Genomic DNA, 14,624 nt, shown 5'->3' with positions numbered 1-14,624 from the left:
CACGGTATCGGGCTTGGCCAGGACTTGGCCGGGAGTTGTCGGAGGGGGCACATAGCATGGGCTTCAACTATGTCTTCGGGAGGAATACCGGGTGGCTGACCGCCTCGTTGTGAAGGGTGCGCGCGAGCACAACCTGCGTAGCGTCGACCTTGATTTACCGCGTGACGCGCTGATCGTCTTCACCGGTCTGTCCGGTTCGGGCAAATCGTCGCTGGCGTTCGACACGATCTTCGCGGAGGGCCAGCGCCGCTACGTCGAGTCGCTGTCCGCCTACGCGCGCCAGTTCCTCGGCCAGATGGATAAACCCGACGTCGACTTCATCGAAGGTCTCTCGCCGGCGGTGTCCATCGACCAGAAGTCGACCAACCGCAACCCGAGGTCGACCGTGGGCACGATCACCGAGGTGTACGACTACCTGCGTCTGCTGTACGCGCGCGCCGGCACGCCGCACTGTCCGGTGTGCGGTGAGCGCATCGCTCGCCAGACGCCGCAGCAGATCGTCGACCAGGTCCTCGCCATGGACGAGGGCCTGCGCTTCCAGGTGCTCGCACCCGTAGTGCGCACCCGCAAGGGCGAGTTCGTCGACCTGTTCGACAAGCTGAACACCCAGGGCTACAGCCGCGTCCGGGTCGACGGTGTGGTGTATCCGCTGACCGAGCCGCCAACGCTGAAGAAGCAGGAAAAGCACGACATCGAGGTCGTCGTCGACCGGTTGACGGTCAAGGCGAGCGCCAAACAACGGCTGACGGACTCGGTGGAGACGGCGCTGAACCTGGCCGACGGCATCGTGGTGTTGGAGTTCGTCGACCGGGAAGACGACCACCCGCACCGCGAGCAGAGGTTCTCCGAGAAGCTGGCATGCCCGAACGGGCACCCGCTCGCTGTCGATGACCTCGAGCCACGGTCGTTCTCCTTCAACTCTCCGTACGGCGCCTGCCCGGAGTGCACGGGGCTGGGCATCCGCAAGGAGGTCGACCCCGAACTCGTCGTCCCCGATCCGGACCTGACGCTCGCCGAGGGCGCGATCGCACCGTGGTCCATGGGGCAGACGGCCGACTACTTCACCCGGATGCTGTCCGGCCTCGGTGACCAGATCGGCTTCGACGTCGACACGCCGTGGAAGAAGCTGCCCGCCAAGGCGCGTAGAGCGATCCTCGAAGGCTGCGACGAGCAGGTGCATGTGCGGTACAAGAACCGCTACGGCCGAACCCGTTCGTATTACGCCGATTTCGAAGGCGTGATGGCGTTCCTGCAACGTCGTATGGAGCAGACCGACTCCGAGCAGATGAAGGAACGTTACGAGGGCTTCATGCGTGACATACCGTGCCCGGAGTGCGAGGGCACCAGGCTCAAGCCGGAGATCCTGGCGGTGACGATGACGGCGGGGGAGTACGGGCCGAAATCGATCGCCGAGGTCGCCGAACTGTCGATCGCGGACTGCTCACAGTTCCTCAACGCGTTGACACTCGGCTCGCGTGAGCAGGCCATCGCGGGCCAGGTGCTCAAGGAGATCCAGTCGCGGCTCGGGTTCCTGCTCGACGTGGGGCTCGATTATCTGTCGTTGTCGCGGGCCGCGGGCACGCTGTCCGGCGGTGAGGCGCAACGCATTCGGTTGGCCACGCAGATCGGCTCCGGGCTCGTCGGGGTGTTGTACGTCCTCGATGAGCCGTCGATCGGGCTGCATCAGCGTGACAACCGGCGGCTCATCGAAACGCTGATCCGGTTGCGGGACCTGGGCAACACGCTGATCGTCGTCGAGCACGACCTCGACACCATCGCCCACGCCGACTGGGTCGTCGACATCGGTCCTGCGGCGGGTGAACACGGCGGTCAGATCGTGCACAGCGGCACGTACGAAGATCTGCTGACGAACTCGAATTCGATTACCGGCGCCTACCTTTCGGGTAAGGAAGAGATCGAGGTCCCGGCGATTCGCCGGCCCGCCGACCGCAAGCGGCAGCTGACCGTCGTCGGCGCGCGCGAGCACAATCTCCGCGAGATCGACGTTTCGTTCCCGCTGGGCGTGCTGACGTCGGTCACCGGCGTCTCCGGTTCGGGTAAGTCGACCCTGGTCAACGACATTCTGGCGTCGGTGCTGGCGAACAAGCTCAACGGCGCACGGCAGGTGCCGGGTCGGCACACCCGCGTGACGGGGCTGGACAAGCTGGACAAGCTCGTGCGCGTCGACCAGTCGCCCATCGGCCGGACACCGCGGTCGAACCCGGCCACCTATACCGGTGTGTTCGACAAGATCCGCACGCTGTTCGCGGCCACCACGGAGGCGAAAGTCCGTGGCTATCAACCCGGCCGGTTCTCGTTCAACGTCAAAGGTGGTCGCTGCGAAGCGTGTTCGGGTGACGGCACCATCAAGATCGAAATGAACTTTCTGCCGGACGTGTACGTGCCGTGCGAGGTGTGTCAGGGCGCCCGCTACAACCGCGAGACCCTCGAGGTGCATTACAAGGGCAAGACCATCGCCGAGGTGCTCGACATGTCGATCGAGGAGGCGGCGGAGTTCTTCAAGCCGATCACGTCGATCCATCGATACCTGGCGACGCTGGTCGACGTGGGACTCGGCTACGTCCGGTTGGGACAGCCCGCCCCGACGCTGTCCGGTGGTGAGGCGCAGCGCGTCAAGCTGGCGTCCGAACTGCAGAAACGGTCCACCGGCCGCACCATCTACATTTTGGACGAGCCGACCACGGGCCTGCACTTCGAGGACATCCGCAAGTTGCTCGCCGTCATCAACGGCCTTGTCGACAAAGGCAATACGGTCATCGTCATCGAGCACAACCTCGACGTGATCAAGACGTCGGACTGGATCGTCGACATGGGTCCCGAGGGCGGAGCGGGCGGCGGAGGGGTCGTCGCGTCCGGCACCCCGGAGGACGTCGCCGCCAACCCCGACAGCTACACGGGCCACTTCCTGGCCGAGGCGCTGGGTGTCGCGCGGCCGGCACCGAAGAAGCGCAAGCGCAGCAAGGTCAGCGCCTAGCCAACGCACCCTTTGACAGCGGGGAGGGGAAGCGCGGGTTGATCCGTACCCCGGCGAGCCAGTCGGTCAGCTCGTCGGCCCGCAGCTGAAGAGCCTGCCGTGCTTTACGGCCGACATCCTCGAGGAGTCGCAGCTCGACCCGCCCGTCGGCGTCCTGACCCCATGCCCCGACGATGCGACCGTCACACCATGCCGTCGGACCGCCGTTTCCATTCGAGTCGAACACCTGCGCGCGGTGCCCGCCGAGATGCCAGTCCCGGTCGAACCACCCCATCGTCGTGACGTCGAGCCCGGGCAGCAGCGCACACCACGGTTCGGCATCCGGTTCGACGTCCAGATCGTCGGGGAGTACGAACCCGGGTGTGCCGTCGAGGTCCACTGCGACCGCCTCGAGGTCGACAAGGGCCTGACGCGCCCACGTCAGCGTGTTGCCGAACCACCATTTGATGTCGGTGACGGTCGCCGGGCCGAACGCGCGCAGCCACCGTCGCACCAGTTCGGTGCGCGCGACGTCCGGTGACACCTGGTTCGGCATCGACGGCAGCCAGCCGGCCATCGGCGCCCACCGCGGTCGCGACACCGTCCACGATCCGTCGTTCGGTCCTCGGACGATGTCACCCCGCACCGACAGCAACGTCAGAATCCTTGGTGCCAGCGGTGTTTCGCCGCCCCACCGCTTGCCGGGCGCGGGATCGTGATGGCCCGCCAACTCCGGCAGCGCGACACGCAGGTCCTTGGCGCTGGTCGGACCGTGCTTGCCGAGGTGTTTCAGTACGGCCCTGGACGCGGCTGCCAGCCACGCATCGCCGTCGCCGCACACGCCGGCCTTCTGCGCGTCGGCAACGAGCTTGCGTCGTTCGTTGTCGGCCACCCGGTCACTGGCGCCCGTTTGGATGTGGGGCAGGTCGTCGGCGCGAACCACCCACAGCGTTCGCCGCATCGCCAGGTGCTTCACCAGCGTCCGGCGGTCGTAGAGTTCGGAGTCCAGGTCGGCGATGGTGAAGCCGGGCACCCGCGACCACAGCGAGAGATAGGGCGTGGCCGGATCGGTCGCATGCAGGCCGACGACATCGCCTGCGACCTGAGCCGGGTCCTGTGCGGGCGCGCTGAGAAAGTGCCTGCGCGCGAGCCGGGCCCGCCGCTCGGCAACCGTGAATGACCGCATCGCCTGCGAACGCTACCTGCGAATACCGACAAACTTTGGGATCGGTAGCCGCGTCCGCCGCCTTGACTGAGCTCACGACGACGCCAGTGGGGCGGCGTATGACGAAGGAGAGATCGATGAATCGAGTTGTCGCGGGTGTGGTTGCACTGGGTCTGGGCGCGGCCGTCCTGGTGGGCTGTTCGGACGACAAGCCGTCGGCCGCACCAAGCAGCGAGGCATCCGGAGACGCGCAGGTGAGCACGAGTGGTTCGACCGAGGTCAAGGTCGGCGGCAGTGACCTGTCCGGTCTGGACCTGAACTCGGTGACCTGCGTCAAGCAGGGCGGAAAGATCAACGTCGCCAGCGCGGCGATCAACGGCCAATCCGGCCTCGCCGTCGTGATGACCGACGAGGCGATCCCGACCGTGGAGTCGCTGGCGATGTCGGTGGACGGCAACGCGCTCGGCGTCACCAACACGATGGGCGCGAAGACCGGCTCGGCCGAGGTGAAGGTCGACGGCAGCACCTACACCATCACCGGTGAAGCCACCGGCGCCGACATGGCGAATCCGATGGCCGGCATGGTCACCAAGCCCTTCACCATCAAGGTGAACTGCACCTGATCGGGCGCCTACCGGAAGCGGCGGACGTATCCTCCATGTCCGCCGCTTCCTATGATTCAGAAATGACGATCGTGGCCGACCTCGAGCGGGCACGCCAGTTGTCGTTGGCCGCCAAAGAGGAGGCGGCCAAGGACCTGCTGCTGTCACTGGTTCCCGCGATCGAGGCGGCCGACCGCGACGATTGGCTGCTCGAGGTGTACGCACAGCTGGGCGAGCTCTATCTCGTTCGCACCGCGTACGACGGGACCGACGAGTCTGTGCGCCGCATCCGCGAATGCCTCGCGACCTACCAGCAGGTCCGGGCGGGCAACCGGCCCGATTTGGCGGAGCAGGTGACCATGTCGGACGCCGAGATCGACCACATGACCTGCCGGTACTCGCGCCGCGCGCAGTTCCTCCAGACGGGTCTGGCGGCCGCGCACGGTGACCACGAAGCCGCCGAGGCGGCGCTGCTGGTGTTGACCGAGGACACGACCGACCATCCGGATCTCGCCGACGAACACCGGCGCCTCATCACCTTCGCGCGCATCCTCTGCGCCAACGCGCTTTGTGAGGACGATCTGCACGTGCAGTCGGTTGCCCTGTGGGAGAAGGTGATCGACGCGATCGAAGGTACAGACGGCAGCGATGAATTCGACGACTACCTCCTTGTCAACGGCGCGACGTCGTACGGCAGGTTCTGCATCGAGACAGGTCGGCTGCCGCAGGCCGAACCATGGCTGCGACGGGCAGGTGCCCGCGCCGAAGCGCGGAATTGGGCATTAGGCACGGCGAGAACGCAATTCGAACGTGCGACGGCGGCATGGGCGCTGGGCGACCGCGCCAAGGCGCAGGACTTGGCGCACGCGTCGTATCCGGCGATCGCCGAGGGGTTGCGGGCGCACGATGTCTCGCGGTGCTGGCTCTACTTCGGCCTGATCTCGCTCTCCATCCATGAGCTCGACGACGCCGACGAGCGGTTCGGCCACGCCGAGCGGCACTGGCGCGAAATCGAGAAACCACTACACATCCACCGCATTCTGTTGCAGCGCAGCTGGGTTGACATCTTCCGGGGCGACTTCGACGCGGCACGCCGGCGGACCGAAGAGGCGCGCGAACTCCTCGATTCATGGCCGCGGCACAGCTGGCTGCAATATGCCCGCCTGCATGACCACATCGGCAGCATCTGGCGCGCGGACGCACTGGCCGACCCCGATAACGCGGCGGCCAAGCTCGAGAAGGCGGCCGAACTGAAGGTGCCCGCTGCACTGGCGGTCGACTCGGTGCGTCACCTGATCACCGATGCCGACGCCCGAATGCGCTGGGCCACCCATGTGTCGGCCCGCATGCTCGCCGGGGCCTTCGCCGTGGCCTGGGAGTGGGGCAACACCGACCTCGTCAGCCAGTTGGTCGAGTATCACAGTGCACGAGGGACATTCAGCGCCGAACCCGATCAGGAGCCCACTGAATGGACGGGGACCGCGACAGCTGCGGTGCCGCTGGAGACCATCGACGAGTACGCGCTGGTTGCGGCGGGCGAGTCGCTGTCTGTCGCGGGTGCGGGGCTGACGCGGCTGGGTCCGCTGCCGGCGCTGCAGATGGACCCGACCTCAGGTCAGATTTTGACTCGGTATCGCAGCCTGGCGCGCGAAAGGTATGGCCGCGACGTGACCGCCGCCGGCGCGACATGGGCGACGTGGCCGTGACCCCAGGGGGATCCCAGCCCGAAACCGCCACGCTGGTCCTGCGATTCGCCGACGTCGGAATCGCCACGTATGTCAGCCTGCGTGTCGTAGGTGAGCCGTCGAGGACCGTGACGTGGGTCCTCGAGGAGGTGGCGTTACAGGCCGCGCTTGACGAGTTGACCGCCGCGTTGCCGGATCCGATCGACACCGAGACCCGACGCGACGCCCTCGAACGCGCAATCACCAAGGGCGCCTTCGCGTCGTCCGCGACCGAAATGTCGATCGCCCGCACTCTCGGCACCCAGCTGATCGCCCCCGACGCCTGGCAGTTACTTCTCGACTCTGTCGCGTCACCCCGCGCCGTGTTGTTCGTGTCGCCCAGCGCGCGGCTGGCCCGGGTCCCGTGGGGTCTCGTCGCGATGCCCGGTGACGACGGACACCGACTCATCGAGCTGGTCGACGTCCTGATGGCGGCTCCGCCGAACATCGTGCACTCGCCGCGCGACCCCGCCGGCTGGGCCTGCCGGCAGGGCAGACCGCCGGTGCTGGTGCTCGATCCCCGGGTGCCCGGTCAGCGGCCGGATTCGGCGTTGGGGTCCGTACTCGGGCGTCCGTCACCGGATACGTTGTTGGCCAAGCACTTCGGCGAGCTGATGGACGGTCGGAAGGTCCTTCCCGATGTCGCGGCATCGGTCGACCTGTTCCGGCGTGCCGACGCGGACCGCGCCTGGCTCGAGGATCTGCTCGCACAGCAGCCCAGTCGTCTGCTGTACGTCGGCCACGCGACCGCGGCCGATGGCGACGTCGGACACGCTGACCGGGCCGCGCTTCACCTGGCCGACGAACGACCGCTCACCGCATCGGATCTCATGGCGCTGAGGCTTCCCGTTCCGCCACGCGTCGGCCTGCTGGCCTGTGCGTCCGGCGGTGACTATCGGTTCGACGAGGCGACTGGGCTGGTCGCGGCGATGATCCTCGGCGGCGCGGAGCTGGTGACGGCCACGCTGTGGTCGCTGCCGACGGCTGCGGGCTACCGGCTGTTCGCGCCGACGAATGATGCCGACCCGATGTCTGACGCGATCCTGGCCGTCGACCGCGCGCACGAGGCCGAGGATGCCGGCCGTGCGGTCAACAGCTGGCAACGGGAACGGATGCGCCGCTGGACCGACGGTGATGTGACCGCGAGCCCGCTGTACTGGGCCGCGTTGGCGACTTTCGCGGTCGACGGTGCCCGGTGATCAGGCCGGCGATACACAGACGGCGACCGCGGACTCGTCCTCGGAGCGGTAGTACGTGTCGACGACGCTGCCAGGCGAGACCTTTGTGATCGCCGTTTCGGGAATGAGTGCCATCTCGTGAGCCGCGAACTGTCCGCCGCTGGGCCGATGCACCATCACGTCGAGCTCGACTTCGCGGAAATCCTCCCGCGCGCGCCCGGTGGTCCGCATGCCGGTGATCACCGCGCGGGATTTGGTGCCGTGTCGGATCAGGTCGATCTGACCATCGGTCACCAGGCCTTTCGCAACCAGCATGCGGTCGAACTCGGCTCGAATGGCCACCATGTCGTCGGCGGTGGCAAGGCGCTCGTCGGCTTCGCCGCCTTCAGGGGCGACGACCTCGTCGCGGTCGGGAATCAGGTAGGCCAAAGCCGTGGCGACGAGCAGGAACATGACTAATGCGATCGAATACGCGCTGGACATGCCCCCAGGCTCTGACACTCCGTCGGCTACCGAACCCAACTTTGCCGGGTACCCGACTCTTATCCTGTTGCTATGAGCACTGCTGAGACGGCCATCGCCGTCGCCCATCCGCGGCGCGCGGTGATCGACCGCGCGTGGCGCGCGATCGGGCCCGGTGTGGAGGTGCTCAGCGGTGACGACGGCGGCCCGTTGCGGCGCACCGTGAAGCGCATCATCGACCCGTTGGTGCTGCGGTTGCGCTCCAACACCCAGTTCTCGGCGCCGTTCGTCGCCGCCGACGTCGCCGAGGCCATGCATGATGCGATCGTCGGCCAGGCCGCCCAGATGCGCGCGGCGGCAGCGTGGTTCGAGCTGCTCAAGCGTGAGCGCCGTCGGCTACGGATCACCAGCGGTAACGCCCAGGAGTTGTATTTCCCGGTATGCTACGAGCTTGCTGTGACGAAAGGTGCACCCGCACAGGCTGATTCCGGCGAGGCCGAATCGGTGCTGCGGGAGATCCATGCCGACCGCGACCGCACCGCGATCGAAGTGCTGAACACCTATTCGTCGGACCATCTCGTCATCTCGGAACTGTCGGACCAGCTGCGCTCCAGCTGGAAAGACGTTCGGCCCGGGAACCAGATCACCGGTCCCTTCCTGTCCGGGTTGACCACGGTGCTGGGCCCGGCCGATTCGCACGGCGCCGCAGCGGCGCGGCAGCGGGTGTGGCAGGCGCTGATCGCCGATGTCACGCCATACAACCTCGGCGCCGCCGCGCATGAACGCGGGTCACAGCTGCCGTGGTCGATCGTCGCGCTCGGCCTGAGCTCCGCGGAACCGCAGGGTCCGCCGGAGGTCATCGGTGGGTACGACGGCGAACGGCCGCTCAATCGGTCGGTGATCGACCGGGTACGCGCAACCCTTCGTCGTGCGATGGATCGCGAAGAACTGCCAGAGGTTCCGATGCTGTGCGAGGAAGAGGTCGACCGGTGCTGCGCGCCATGGGGGCTGATGGGCGAGGACAAGCAGGCGACGCTGGTCGCCGGCATCGAGGTCGCCGTCGACCTGGCGCCGCTGTCCGAAACCGCGATGACCCGGTATGACCTCGCCCGTCAGATCCAGGCCCGGCTGCGCAAGGAGGCGTACGTGCTGCACGCGCGTCGCTATCTCGCCGACAGCGGGCCGATCCACCCTCGCCAGCAGCAGGTGATCGACGACCTCGCCGCGTTCGCCCGACCGTATCTCAGCCGACTGTGGGCGCGCCTGCATGGCCGCGACGTCTGGCAGGAACCCTGTTCCGATGTCGACGACGTCCGCGCGCTGTTGGAAGGCGTCGCGCGGTCGGTGAGTCTCGACCACCGGCAGCGCATCAAGACGATGCTGGAATTGCAGGTGGCCGGATGAAGTTGATGTCCGATTCCGGGCTGTGGAGTACGGGACCCTCCGCGGCACCTTCTCCGCTGCACGCCGTACTCGAGGTCAGCGGTGCGGTGCTGTCGTGGACCGTCGACGATCCGTCCGCTGATCCGCAGATCACGTTCACCGATCCCGCAAGGGCGGACTGGCTGTGGCGCGTGCTGGGCGAAGACGGACATCGGGCGGTCGCGTCCACGGTCGATCACGCTCCACCCGACGATGCGCGGGCGGTGGACCTGGCGGGGGTAGATGTGTTGCCCGGCTCGCTGGACCCGTTGCGGCGGTTGGCGTTCGGCCATTGGTTGCGGCGGTGGTGGCCGGCGAGCCAGCGTGATGGGATCGCGGCACTCGACGCGGCGTTGCTGGATGCGGAGATCGCGATACTCACTGTGGCCGCGGAGGACTTCTTCTCCGACGACACCTTCGACTCGGACGTGGCCGAGGTGTTGCGGTCGCACGTCGCCGCGCTCAACGCCCATGTCCACGAGGGTGACCCGCGCGTCGTCGAGCTGGTGGAGAAGTGCACCGACCTCGCCGACGAGGTGGGCATAGTCTTCGACACGCCTGCGCGATCCGGTCGCAGGGACGATTACGCGCTGGCTGCGGGCGGGGATGGCGGAGGGACGTCGACGGCGACTATTGCAACGGGAGTTGGCTCAGTGCACTGGTCCGCTGTTCCCGCCGGTGTATTCGACGCGGCCGAGAACACCGTCAATTGGAGCGTCGAGTCTGCCGACGACGGGGTGACTGCAACTGTGCGCGTGGAGTTGTCGGGACTGGGCTCGCCCAATGGCGTGCCGGTACGGCTGCGCTCCGGCGCTTTCGGAGGTGACGGAGCACTCGGGGCCGACGGCCGTGCCGCGTTCCCCGTCGTGGGCCCCGATCAGCAGTCGATATCGGAATCGTTGGCGTGGGACCATGATTGGCGCGTGACCACGCTGACGGTCGGCGCCGGCGGCGGCGAGTCGGCGCAGACGCGCGAGCGGATTCGGGACTTAGCGCGGTCGCGGCTGGCCGCACCGGCCGACGACGCCTACCTCGCCGAGATCCTGGCCGCCGAATCCGACTACTGAGACTCAGGTTTGCGCATGGATTCACGGATCTGCGCGAGCCGGTCGGCCGCGGCACGCTGCCGCGCTTCGTACTGCTCCTCGACGGTGCGGCCTTCCGGCGTCTCGGCATCGAGTTCCGCGGCGCCGATCGCCGTGCCGTAGCGGGTCTCGATCTTCTCGCGCACCGAATCGAACGTCGGGACACCGCCTGCGGTGTAGCCCGTGTCCGCGGGTTCTGCGGGGGTTGTCGCCGGACCCGCCGGACCCGCCGGAGGCGCCGGATCGGGCTCGACAACGGCGTCGACGATGGCTTCCGGCTCCTGGGCTGGTTCGTCCGGCATGCGGTCCACGCTACCCGCTACCTGGCGGCCACCTGAATGATCGGCGGAGGTGGAGGTGGTGCGGGCAACGGCACATGCGGAGCGCCGGGGGTGAGGAGTTGACCGGCCATCCAGGGCAGTGCGGTCGCGAAGGCCTGTGATGCGAAGGTCCAGTCGTGCTTACCGGTTTGCACGACGACCGCGCAGCCGACCCCGTTGGCGTTGCCCAGTGAGCACAGCGAGTTCGCTGCCGAACTCTGCGCCGGGGCCGCTTCGCTGTTCACGGCGAACCAGCCGGCCACACCGTCGTAGCGTCCGTGTCGCGTGATGACGGTGGTGGGATCGAAGGACGCGTAGGCCGCGGCGTTCCCGCCGAACAGCCGTGAGATGGTCTCGTCTTTCGTCCCCGAGTTGGGGGCGATGTCGCCGGCGATGTCCTCGAACGCGCCGAACATGTCGGGATGCATGACAGCCAGGTCGACGGCGCACGTACCGCCCATCGACCAGCCCACCACGCCCCAGTTGTCCCGGTGGGCGCTCACACCGAACTTCGAAACCATAAACGGGACAACGTCTTTAGTGAGGTGGTCGGCGACATTGCCGCGGCTGCCGTTGACGCACTCCGTGTCGTTGTTGAACGTGCCGCCTGCGTCGACGAAGACGAGCACCGGCGCACTTCCGCCGTGGGCCGCTGCAAAGTCGTCCGCGACGGTCACCGCGTTGCCGATTCGTACCCAGTCGGCGGGGGTGTTGAACTCGCCGCCGATCATCATGATCGTCGGCATGGGTGGTGGAGGGTCGGTGGCATACCAGGCCGGGGGCAGGTAGACGAGTTCGTCGCGATGCTTGAAACCTGACGCCCCGTCTCCGATCTGAACCGGTACCACGGTGCCTTTCGCGGGAATCTGGTGGTGGTGCTGCAACGCCAGTACGGTCACCTGATCTGTCTGATCAGGCAGCGGACCCGCGGTGAGCTGATTCCACGCTGTCTGGACGGTGGGGAAGTACCCGGTCCACAGGTTGAGCGAAAACGCTGCACACAAGAGGCACAGCGGCACCGCTGAGGCCGCCACCGCACGTCGCCACCACTGCGCACCGCGCCAGCCCGCCACCAGCACGCCGGCCGCGGTTCCCGTCAGCCCGATCCACACCCAGAGCCCGTCGGGTGCGGGATTTCCCGCGAGGCCTTCTGATTCGACATACCAGTAGGCGGCCGCGGTCAGGGCCACCCCGCACAGCACCGCCCACGGCACCCATACGTATCGCCAACGTCGGATACCCCAGCAGATGGCCGCCACCAGTGCGATGCCGGCCAGGACCTGGACCGTTATCGGAATCCAGCCATGCAGCAGCGACAAATGGTGGCGCAGCAGGTCGCGGAGCGTCACGGCCACAAGAGTGACTGCCAATCCTTGTGCTCCGCTGTGAGCAAGCTGCGGGCATGCACCTAACAGCGACCTAACGCGTCTGACGTGCACCATATTGGTATGCGCGTTCTGGTTGTCGAGGATGAGCAGCTGCTGGCCGACGCCATCGCGGCTGGGCTGCGCCGCCACGCGATCGCTGTGGATGTGGCCTACGACGGTGACGCCGCTCTCGAACGGGCGGCAGTCAACGACTATGACGTCATCGTGTTGGATCGCGATCTTCCGACCGTCTCCGGCGATTTCGTATGTGCTCAACTGACCGATTCTGGCGCGACGGCCAGAATCCTGATGCTGACGGCGGCCACGGCTGTCGTTGAGCGGGTTAGGGGCCTACAGCTCGGCGCCGACGACTACCTCACCAAACCCTTCGAGTTCGCTGAACTCGTGGCACGCGTTCATGCCCTGTGTCGGCGGTCGCGGCCCGCGGTCTCTCCGGTGCTGGAACGAGCCGGTATCCGACTAGATCCGCATCGGCGCACAGTGTCGCGCGAGGAGAGACCGATTTCGTTGACACCCAAGGAGTTTGCGGTGCTAGCTGAGTTGTTGCGTGCTGAGGGAGGCGTGGTATCTGCCGAGCATCTGTTGGAAAAAGCGTGGGACGAACATATCGATCCGTTTACCGGCGTCGTCCGCTACACGATCATGATGGTGCGCCGAAAGCTTGGCGAGCCGCACGTGATCGAAACCGAGGCCGGTGTGGGGTATCGCATCCCATGACCATCAGGGTGCGCCTCACAGTGCTGTACGCGACGGCCTTCTTCATCGCCGGAGCGGTGCTGATCGCGCTGATGTACTTCTACCTGGACCAGTCGATGGACCGTCGCCCTGGAGCCGGTGCACAGAATTTGGTGAAGCAGTTTCTGGCCGAACGCGGGCTCCGGGAGTTTCCTGTTGCCGAGAATCTGGTGTCCGCCTTCGCCGCGCAGGCGGAACAACAACGCGAGGACATCAAACGCGGAATGCTGACGTGGTCCTTCGTGTCGTTGGGTGTCGTCGGCTTGGCGGCGGGCGGATTCGGGTGGCTGCTGGCCGGTCGCGCACTGCAACCACTGCATCAGATCACCACCACAGCAAGGCGAGTGGCGGATCGCAGCCTGCACGAAAGGATCGGGCTCGACGGGCCCGACGACGAGATCAAAGACCTCGCAGACACGTTCGACGCGATGCTGGAGCGCCTGGATCATGCTTTCGACGGTCAACGTCGCTTCGTCGCCAACGCGTCGCACGAACTGCGGACCCCGCTGACGATCAACCGCACCCTGATCGAGGTGGCCATCGACGACCCCGACGCCCCCGAGTCGACGCGCCGACTGGGAGCTACGTTGCTGGACGTCAATCGCCGTCATGAGCGGCTCATCGACGGCCTGCTGGTGCTGGCGAGCAGTCAGCAACAGCTCGCCCGCCGCGTGCGGGTCGATCTCGCCGACATCGCACGCCGGGCGGTCGCCCTGTCGGAGACCGCCGCGGCGGAGTCGGGCGTCGAGGTCATCACGAGGCTCGCCCCCTCCTATATCAGCGGCGATCCGGATCTGCTTGAGCGCTTGGTGGGGAACCTGATCGACAACGCGATCCGGTACAACCGCGCTGAAGCTGGGTGGGCGATCGTGTCGGTGTCGAACGATGACGGAGTAAGCCGGCTGTCGGTCGAAAACTCGGGATCGGTGATTCCGCAGTCTGCAGTCGACGGGATATTCGAGCCCTTTCATCGCTTGAGCGTCAGCGACCGAACCTCTGACGGCGGCCCGACGAGTCGAGGGGCCGGACTGGGCCTGTCGATCGTGCGGTCGATCGCCACCGCGCACGGCGGTGAGGTACGTGCGGTGGCCCGCCCGGATGGCGGGCTCACCGTCACGTTTGTCGGGTCGAGCGATCAGTAGTTGTGACACGTGTCAGCGATGCGCTGCATCTTCATCAGCTTGTCCTGTCCCTCGGGCGTATTGCGCTTCTGCGCAATCATCGACGCCACATCTGGATTGCGGTCCATGAAGGACTTCACCCGCTGCCGTCGTTGGTCGATCGGCAGCGCCAGGAGTTCCTGGATCTTCGCCTGCGCGTCGGGGCGTTCGGCCAGTCGCCCCGATGCCTCGGGTGCCTCGACCTGCAGGGCTGCCTCGATCTGCGTGTAGCTACAAGTGGTTTCGATGAGCGGCCCGGCGGCCTGCGCCAAGGCAGGCCCCGCCGTCATCAGCGATAGGGCGCCCGCTAGCCCGAGCACGCCGAGAATCACGCGTGGCATCAGAACACCCCCGGTCCTGGTGCTCCGAAGCCAAGTCCGGGTAGCAGTCCGAGTCCGGACGCCGGCCC

13 protein-coding genes are annotated in these 14,624 nt (G+C 66.8%); 8 read left to right on the top strand and 5 right to left on the bottom strand.

The features are described from left to right. The first annotated feature begins 91 nt into the window (after positions 1 to 91). Positions 92 to 2,995, top strand: coding sequence for an excinuclease ABC subunit UvrA (uvrA, locus tag BST47_RS27150; protein WP_083128929.1), 2,904 nt, complete (start codon positions 92 to 94; stop codon positions 2,993 to 2,995). Here the strand turns inward: uvrA and BST47_RS27145 are convergent. Next, positions 2,985 to 4,160, bottom strand: coding sequence for a winged helix DNA-binding domain-containing protein (locus BST47_RS27145; protein WP_083128928.1), 1,176 nt, complete (start codon positions 4,158 to 4,160; stop codon positions 2,985 to 2,987). The genes uvrA and BST47_RS27145 overlap by 11 nt on opposite strands. 116 nt (positions 4,161 to 4,276) lie before the next feature. Between BST47_RS27145 and BST47_RS27140 the strand changes: the two genes are divergently transcribed. The 3 genes from BST47_RS27140 (at position 4,277) to BST47_RS27130 (ending at position 7,664) form a co-directional block, all read left to right on the top strand. Then, entirely contained in the window at positions 4,277 to 4,762 is a 486-nt protein-coding gene (locus BST47_RS27140) for a lipoprotein LpqH (protein WP_083128974.1), read from the top strand. Positions 4,763 to 4,824: 62 nt separating this feature from the next. Continuing rightward, a complete protein-coding gene (locus tag BST47_RS27135) occupies positions 4,825 to 6,447 on the top strand; it encodes a hypothetical protein (RefSeq protein ID WP_083128927.1) in 1,623 nt (540 codons plus the stop codon). Next, complete coding sequence (locus tag BST47_RS27130; protein ID WP_083128926.1) at positions 6,429 to 7,664, top strand: CHAT domain-containing protein; 1,236 nt, start codon at positions 6,429 to 6,431, stop codon at positions 7,662 to 7,664. The genes BST47_RS27135 and BST47_RS27130 overlap by 19 nt, the downstream gene beginning before the upstream one ends. Here the strand turns inward: BST47_RS27130 and BST47_RS27125 are convergent, their stop codons facing one another. Then, entirely contained in the window at positions 7,665 to 8,126 is a 462-nt protein-coding gene (locus BST47_RS27125) for a hypothetical protein (protein WP_083128925.1), read from the bottom strand. It lies immediately after the preceding gene. 72 nt (positions 8,127 to 8,198) lie between these two features. Between BST47_RS27125 and BST47_RS27120 the strand changes: the two genes are divergently transcribed. Next, positions 8,199 to 9,509 carry a hypothetical protein gene (locus BST47_RS27120; protein WP_083128924.1) on the top strand — a complete coding sequence of 437 codons (1,311 nt, stop codon included), beginning with the start codon at positions 8,199 to 8,201 and terminating at the stop codon, positions 9,507 to 9,509. Continuing rightward, complete coding sequence (locus BST47_RS27115) at positions 9,506 to 10,594, top strand: hypothetical protein (RefSeq protein ID WP_083128923.1); 1,089 nt, start codon at positions 9,506 to 9,508, stop codon at positions 10,592 to 10,594. Before BST47_RS27120 ends, BST47_RS27115 begins: the two co-directional genes overlap by 4 nt. Here BST47_RS27115 and BST47_RS27110 read toward each other — a convergent pair. Then, on the bottom strand, positions 10,588 to 10,914 hold the full coding sequence (locus BST47_RS27110) for a hypothetical protein (RefSeq protein ID WP_207568710.1): 327 nt from the start codon (positions 10,912 to 10,914) through the stop codon (positions 10,588 to 10,590). The genes BST47_RS27115 and BST47_RS27110 overlap by 7 nt on opposite strands. Before the next feature lie 17 nt (positions 10,915 to 10,931). Beyond that, the gene (locus BST47_RS27105; protein ID WP_234809889.1) at positions 10,932 to 12,281 is read right to left on the bottom strand and encodes an alpha/beta hydrolase; all 1,350 of its coding nucleotides are present in this window, start codon (positions 12,279 to 12,281) and stop codon (positions 10,932 to 10,934) included. Between the two features lie 99 nt (positions 12,282 to 12,380). Here BST47_RS27105 and BST47_RS27100 point away from each other — a divergent pair, with 99 nt between their 5' ends. Then, positions 12,381 to 13,037, top strand: coding sequence for a response regulator transcription factor (locus tag BST47_RS27100; RefSeq protein WP_083128921.1), 657 nt, complete (start codon positions 12,381 to 12,383; stop codon positions 13,035 to 13,037). Beyond that, positions 13,034 to 14,197 (top strand): sensor histidine kinase, encoded by a 1,164-nt coding sequence (locus tag BST47_RS27095; RefSeq protein WP_083128920.1) that lies wholly within the window; start codon positions 13,034 to 13,036, stop codon positions 14,195 to 14,197. The genes BST47_RS27100 and BST47_RS27095 overlap by 4 nt, the downstream gene beginning before the upstream one ends. Here BST47_RS27095 and BST47_RS27090 read toward each other — a convergent pair. Beyond that, entirely contained in the window at positions 14,191 to 14,556 is a 366-nt protein-coding gene (locus BST47_RS27090) for a hemophore-related protein (protein ID WP_083128919.1), read from the bottom strand. The two genes, BST47_RS27095 and BST47_RS27090, sit on opposite strands and share 7 nt — an antisense overlap. Positions 14,557 to 14,624 lie beyond the last annotated feature (68 nt).

The organism is Mycolicibacterium tusciae (assembly GCF_002086795.1).
Taxonomy (GTDB): Bacteria; Actinomycetota; Actinomycetes; order Mycobacteriales; family Mycobacteriaceae; genus Mycobacterium; species Mycobacterium tusciae.
The sequence above is the reverse complement of the archived record's forward strand: the minus strand, read 5'-3'. Positions and strand labels throughout refer to the sequence as shown.

Bases quoted from the DNA above. Each gene is read 5' to 3' on its own strand.
- BST47_RS27120 (WP_083128924.1), top strand. From the start codon at position 8,199: ATGAGCACTGCTGAGACGGCCATCGCCGTCGCCCATCCGCGGCGCGCG.
- BST47_RS27135 (WP_083128927.1), top strand. From the start codon at position 4,825: ATGACGATCGTGGCCGACCTCGAGCGGGCACGCCAGTTGTCGTTGGCC.
- BST47_RS27100 (WP_083128921.1), top strand. From the start codon at position 12,381: ATGCGCGTTCTGGTTGTCGAGGATGAGCAGCTGCTGGCCGACGCCATC.
- BST47_RS27090 (WP_083128919.1), bottom strand. From the start codon at position 14,556: ATGCCACGCGTGATTCTCGGCGTGCTCGGGCTAGCGGGCGCCCTATCG.
- BST47_RS27130 (WP_083128926.1), top strand. From the start codon at position 6,429: ATGGGCGACGTGGCCGTGACCCCAGGGGGATCCCAGCCCGAAACCGCC.
- BST47_RS27115 (WP_083128923.1), top strand. From the start codon at position 9,506: ATGAAGTTGATGTCCGATTCCGGGCTGTGGAGTACGGGACCCTCCGCG.
- BST47_RS27145 (WP_083128928.1), bottom strand. From the start codon at position 4,160: ATGCGGTCATTCACGGTTGCCGAGCGGCGGGCCCGGCTCGCGCGCAGG.
- BST47_RS27125 (WP_083128925.1), bottom strand. From the start codon at position 8,126: ATGTCCAGCGCGTATTCGATCGCATTAGTCATGTTCCTGCTCGTCGCC.
- BST47_RS27095 (WP_083128920.1), top strand. From the start codon at position 13,034: ATGACCATCAGGGTGCGCCTCACAGTGCTGTACGCGACGGCCTTCTTC.
- BST47_RS27140 (WP_083128974.1), top strand. From the start codon at position 4,277: ATGAATCGAGTTGTCGCGGGTGTGGTTGCACTGGGTCTGGGCGCGGCC.
- BST47_RS27110 (WP_207568710.1), bottom strand. From the start codon at position 10,914: ATGCCGGACGAACCAGCCCAGGAGCCGGAAGCCATCGTCGACGCCGTT.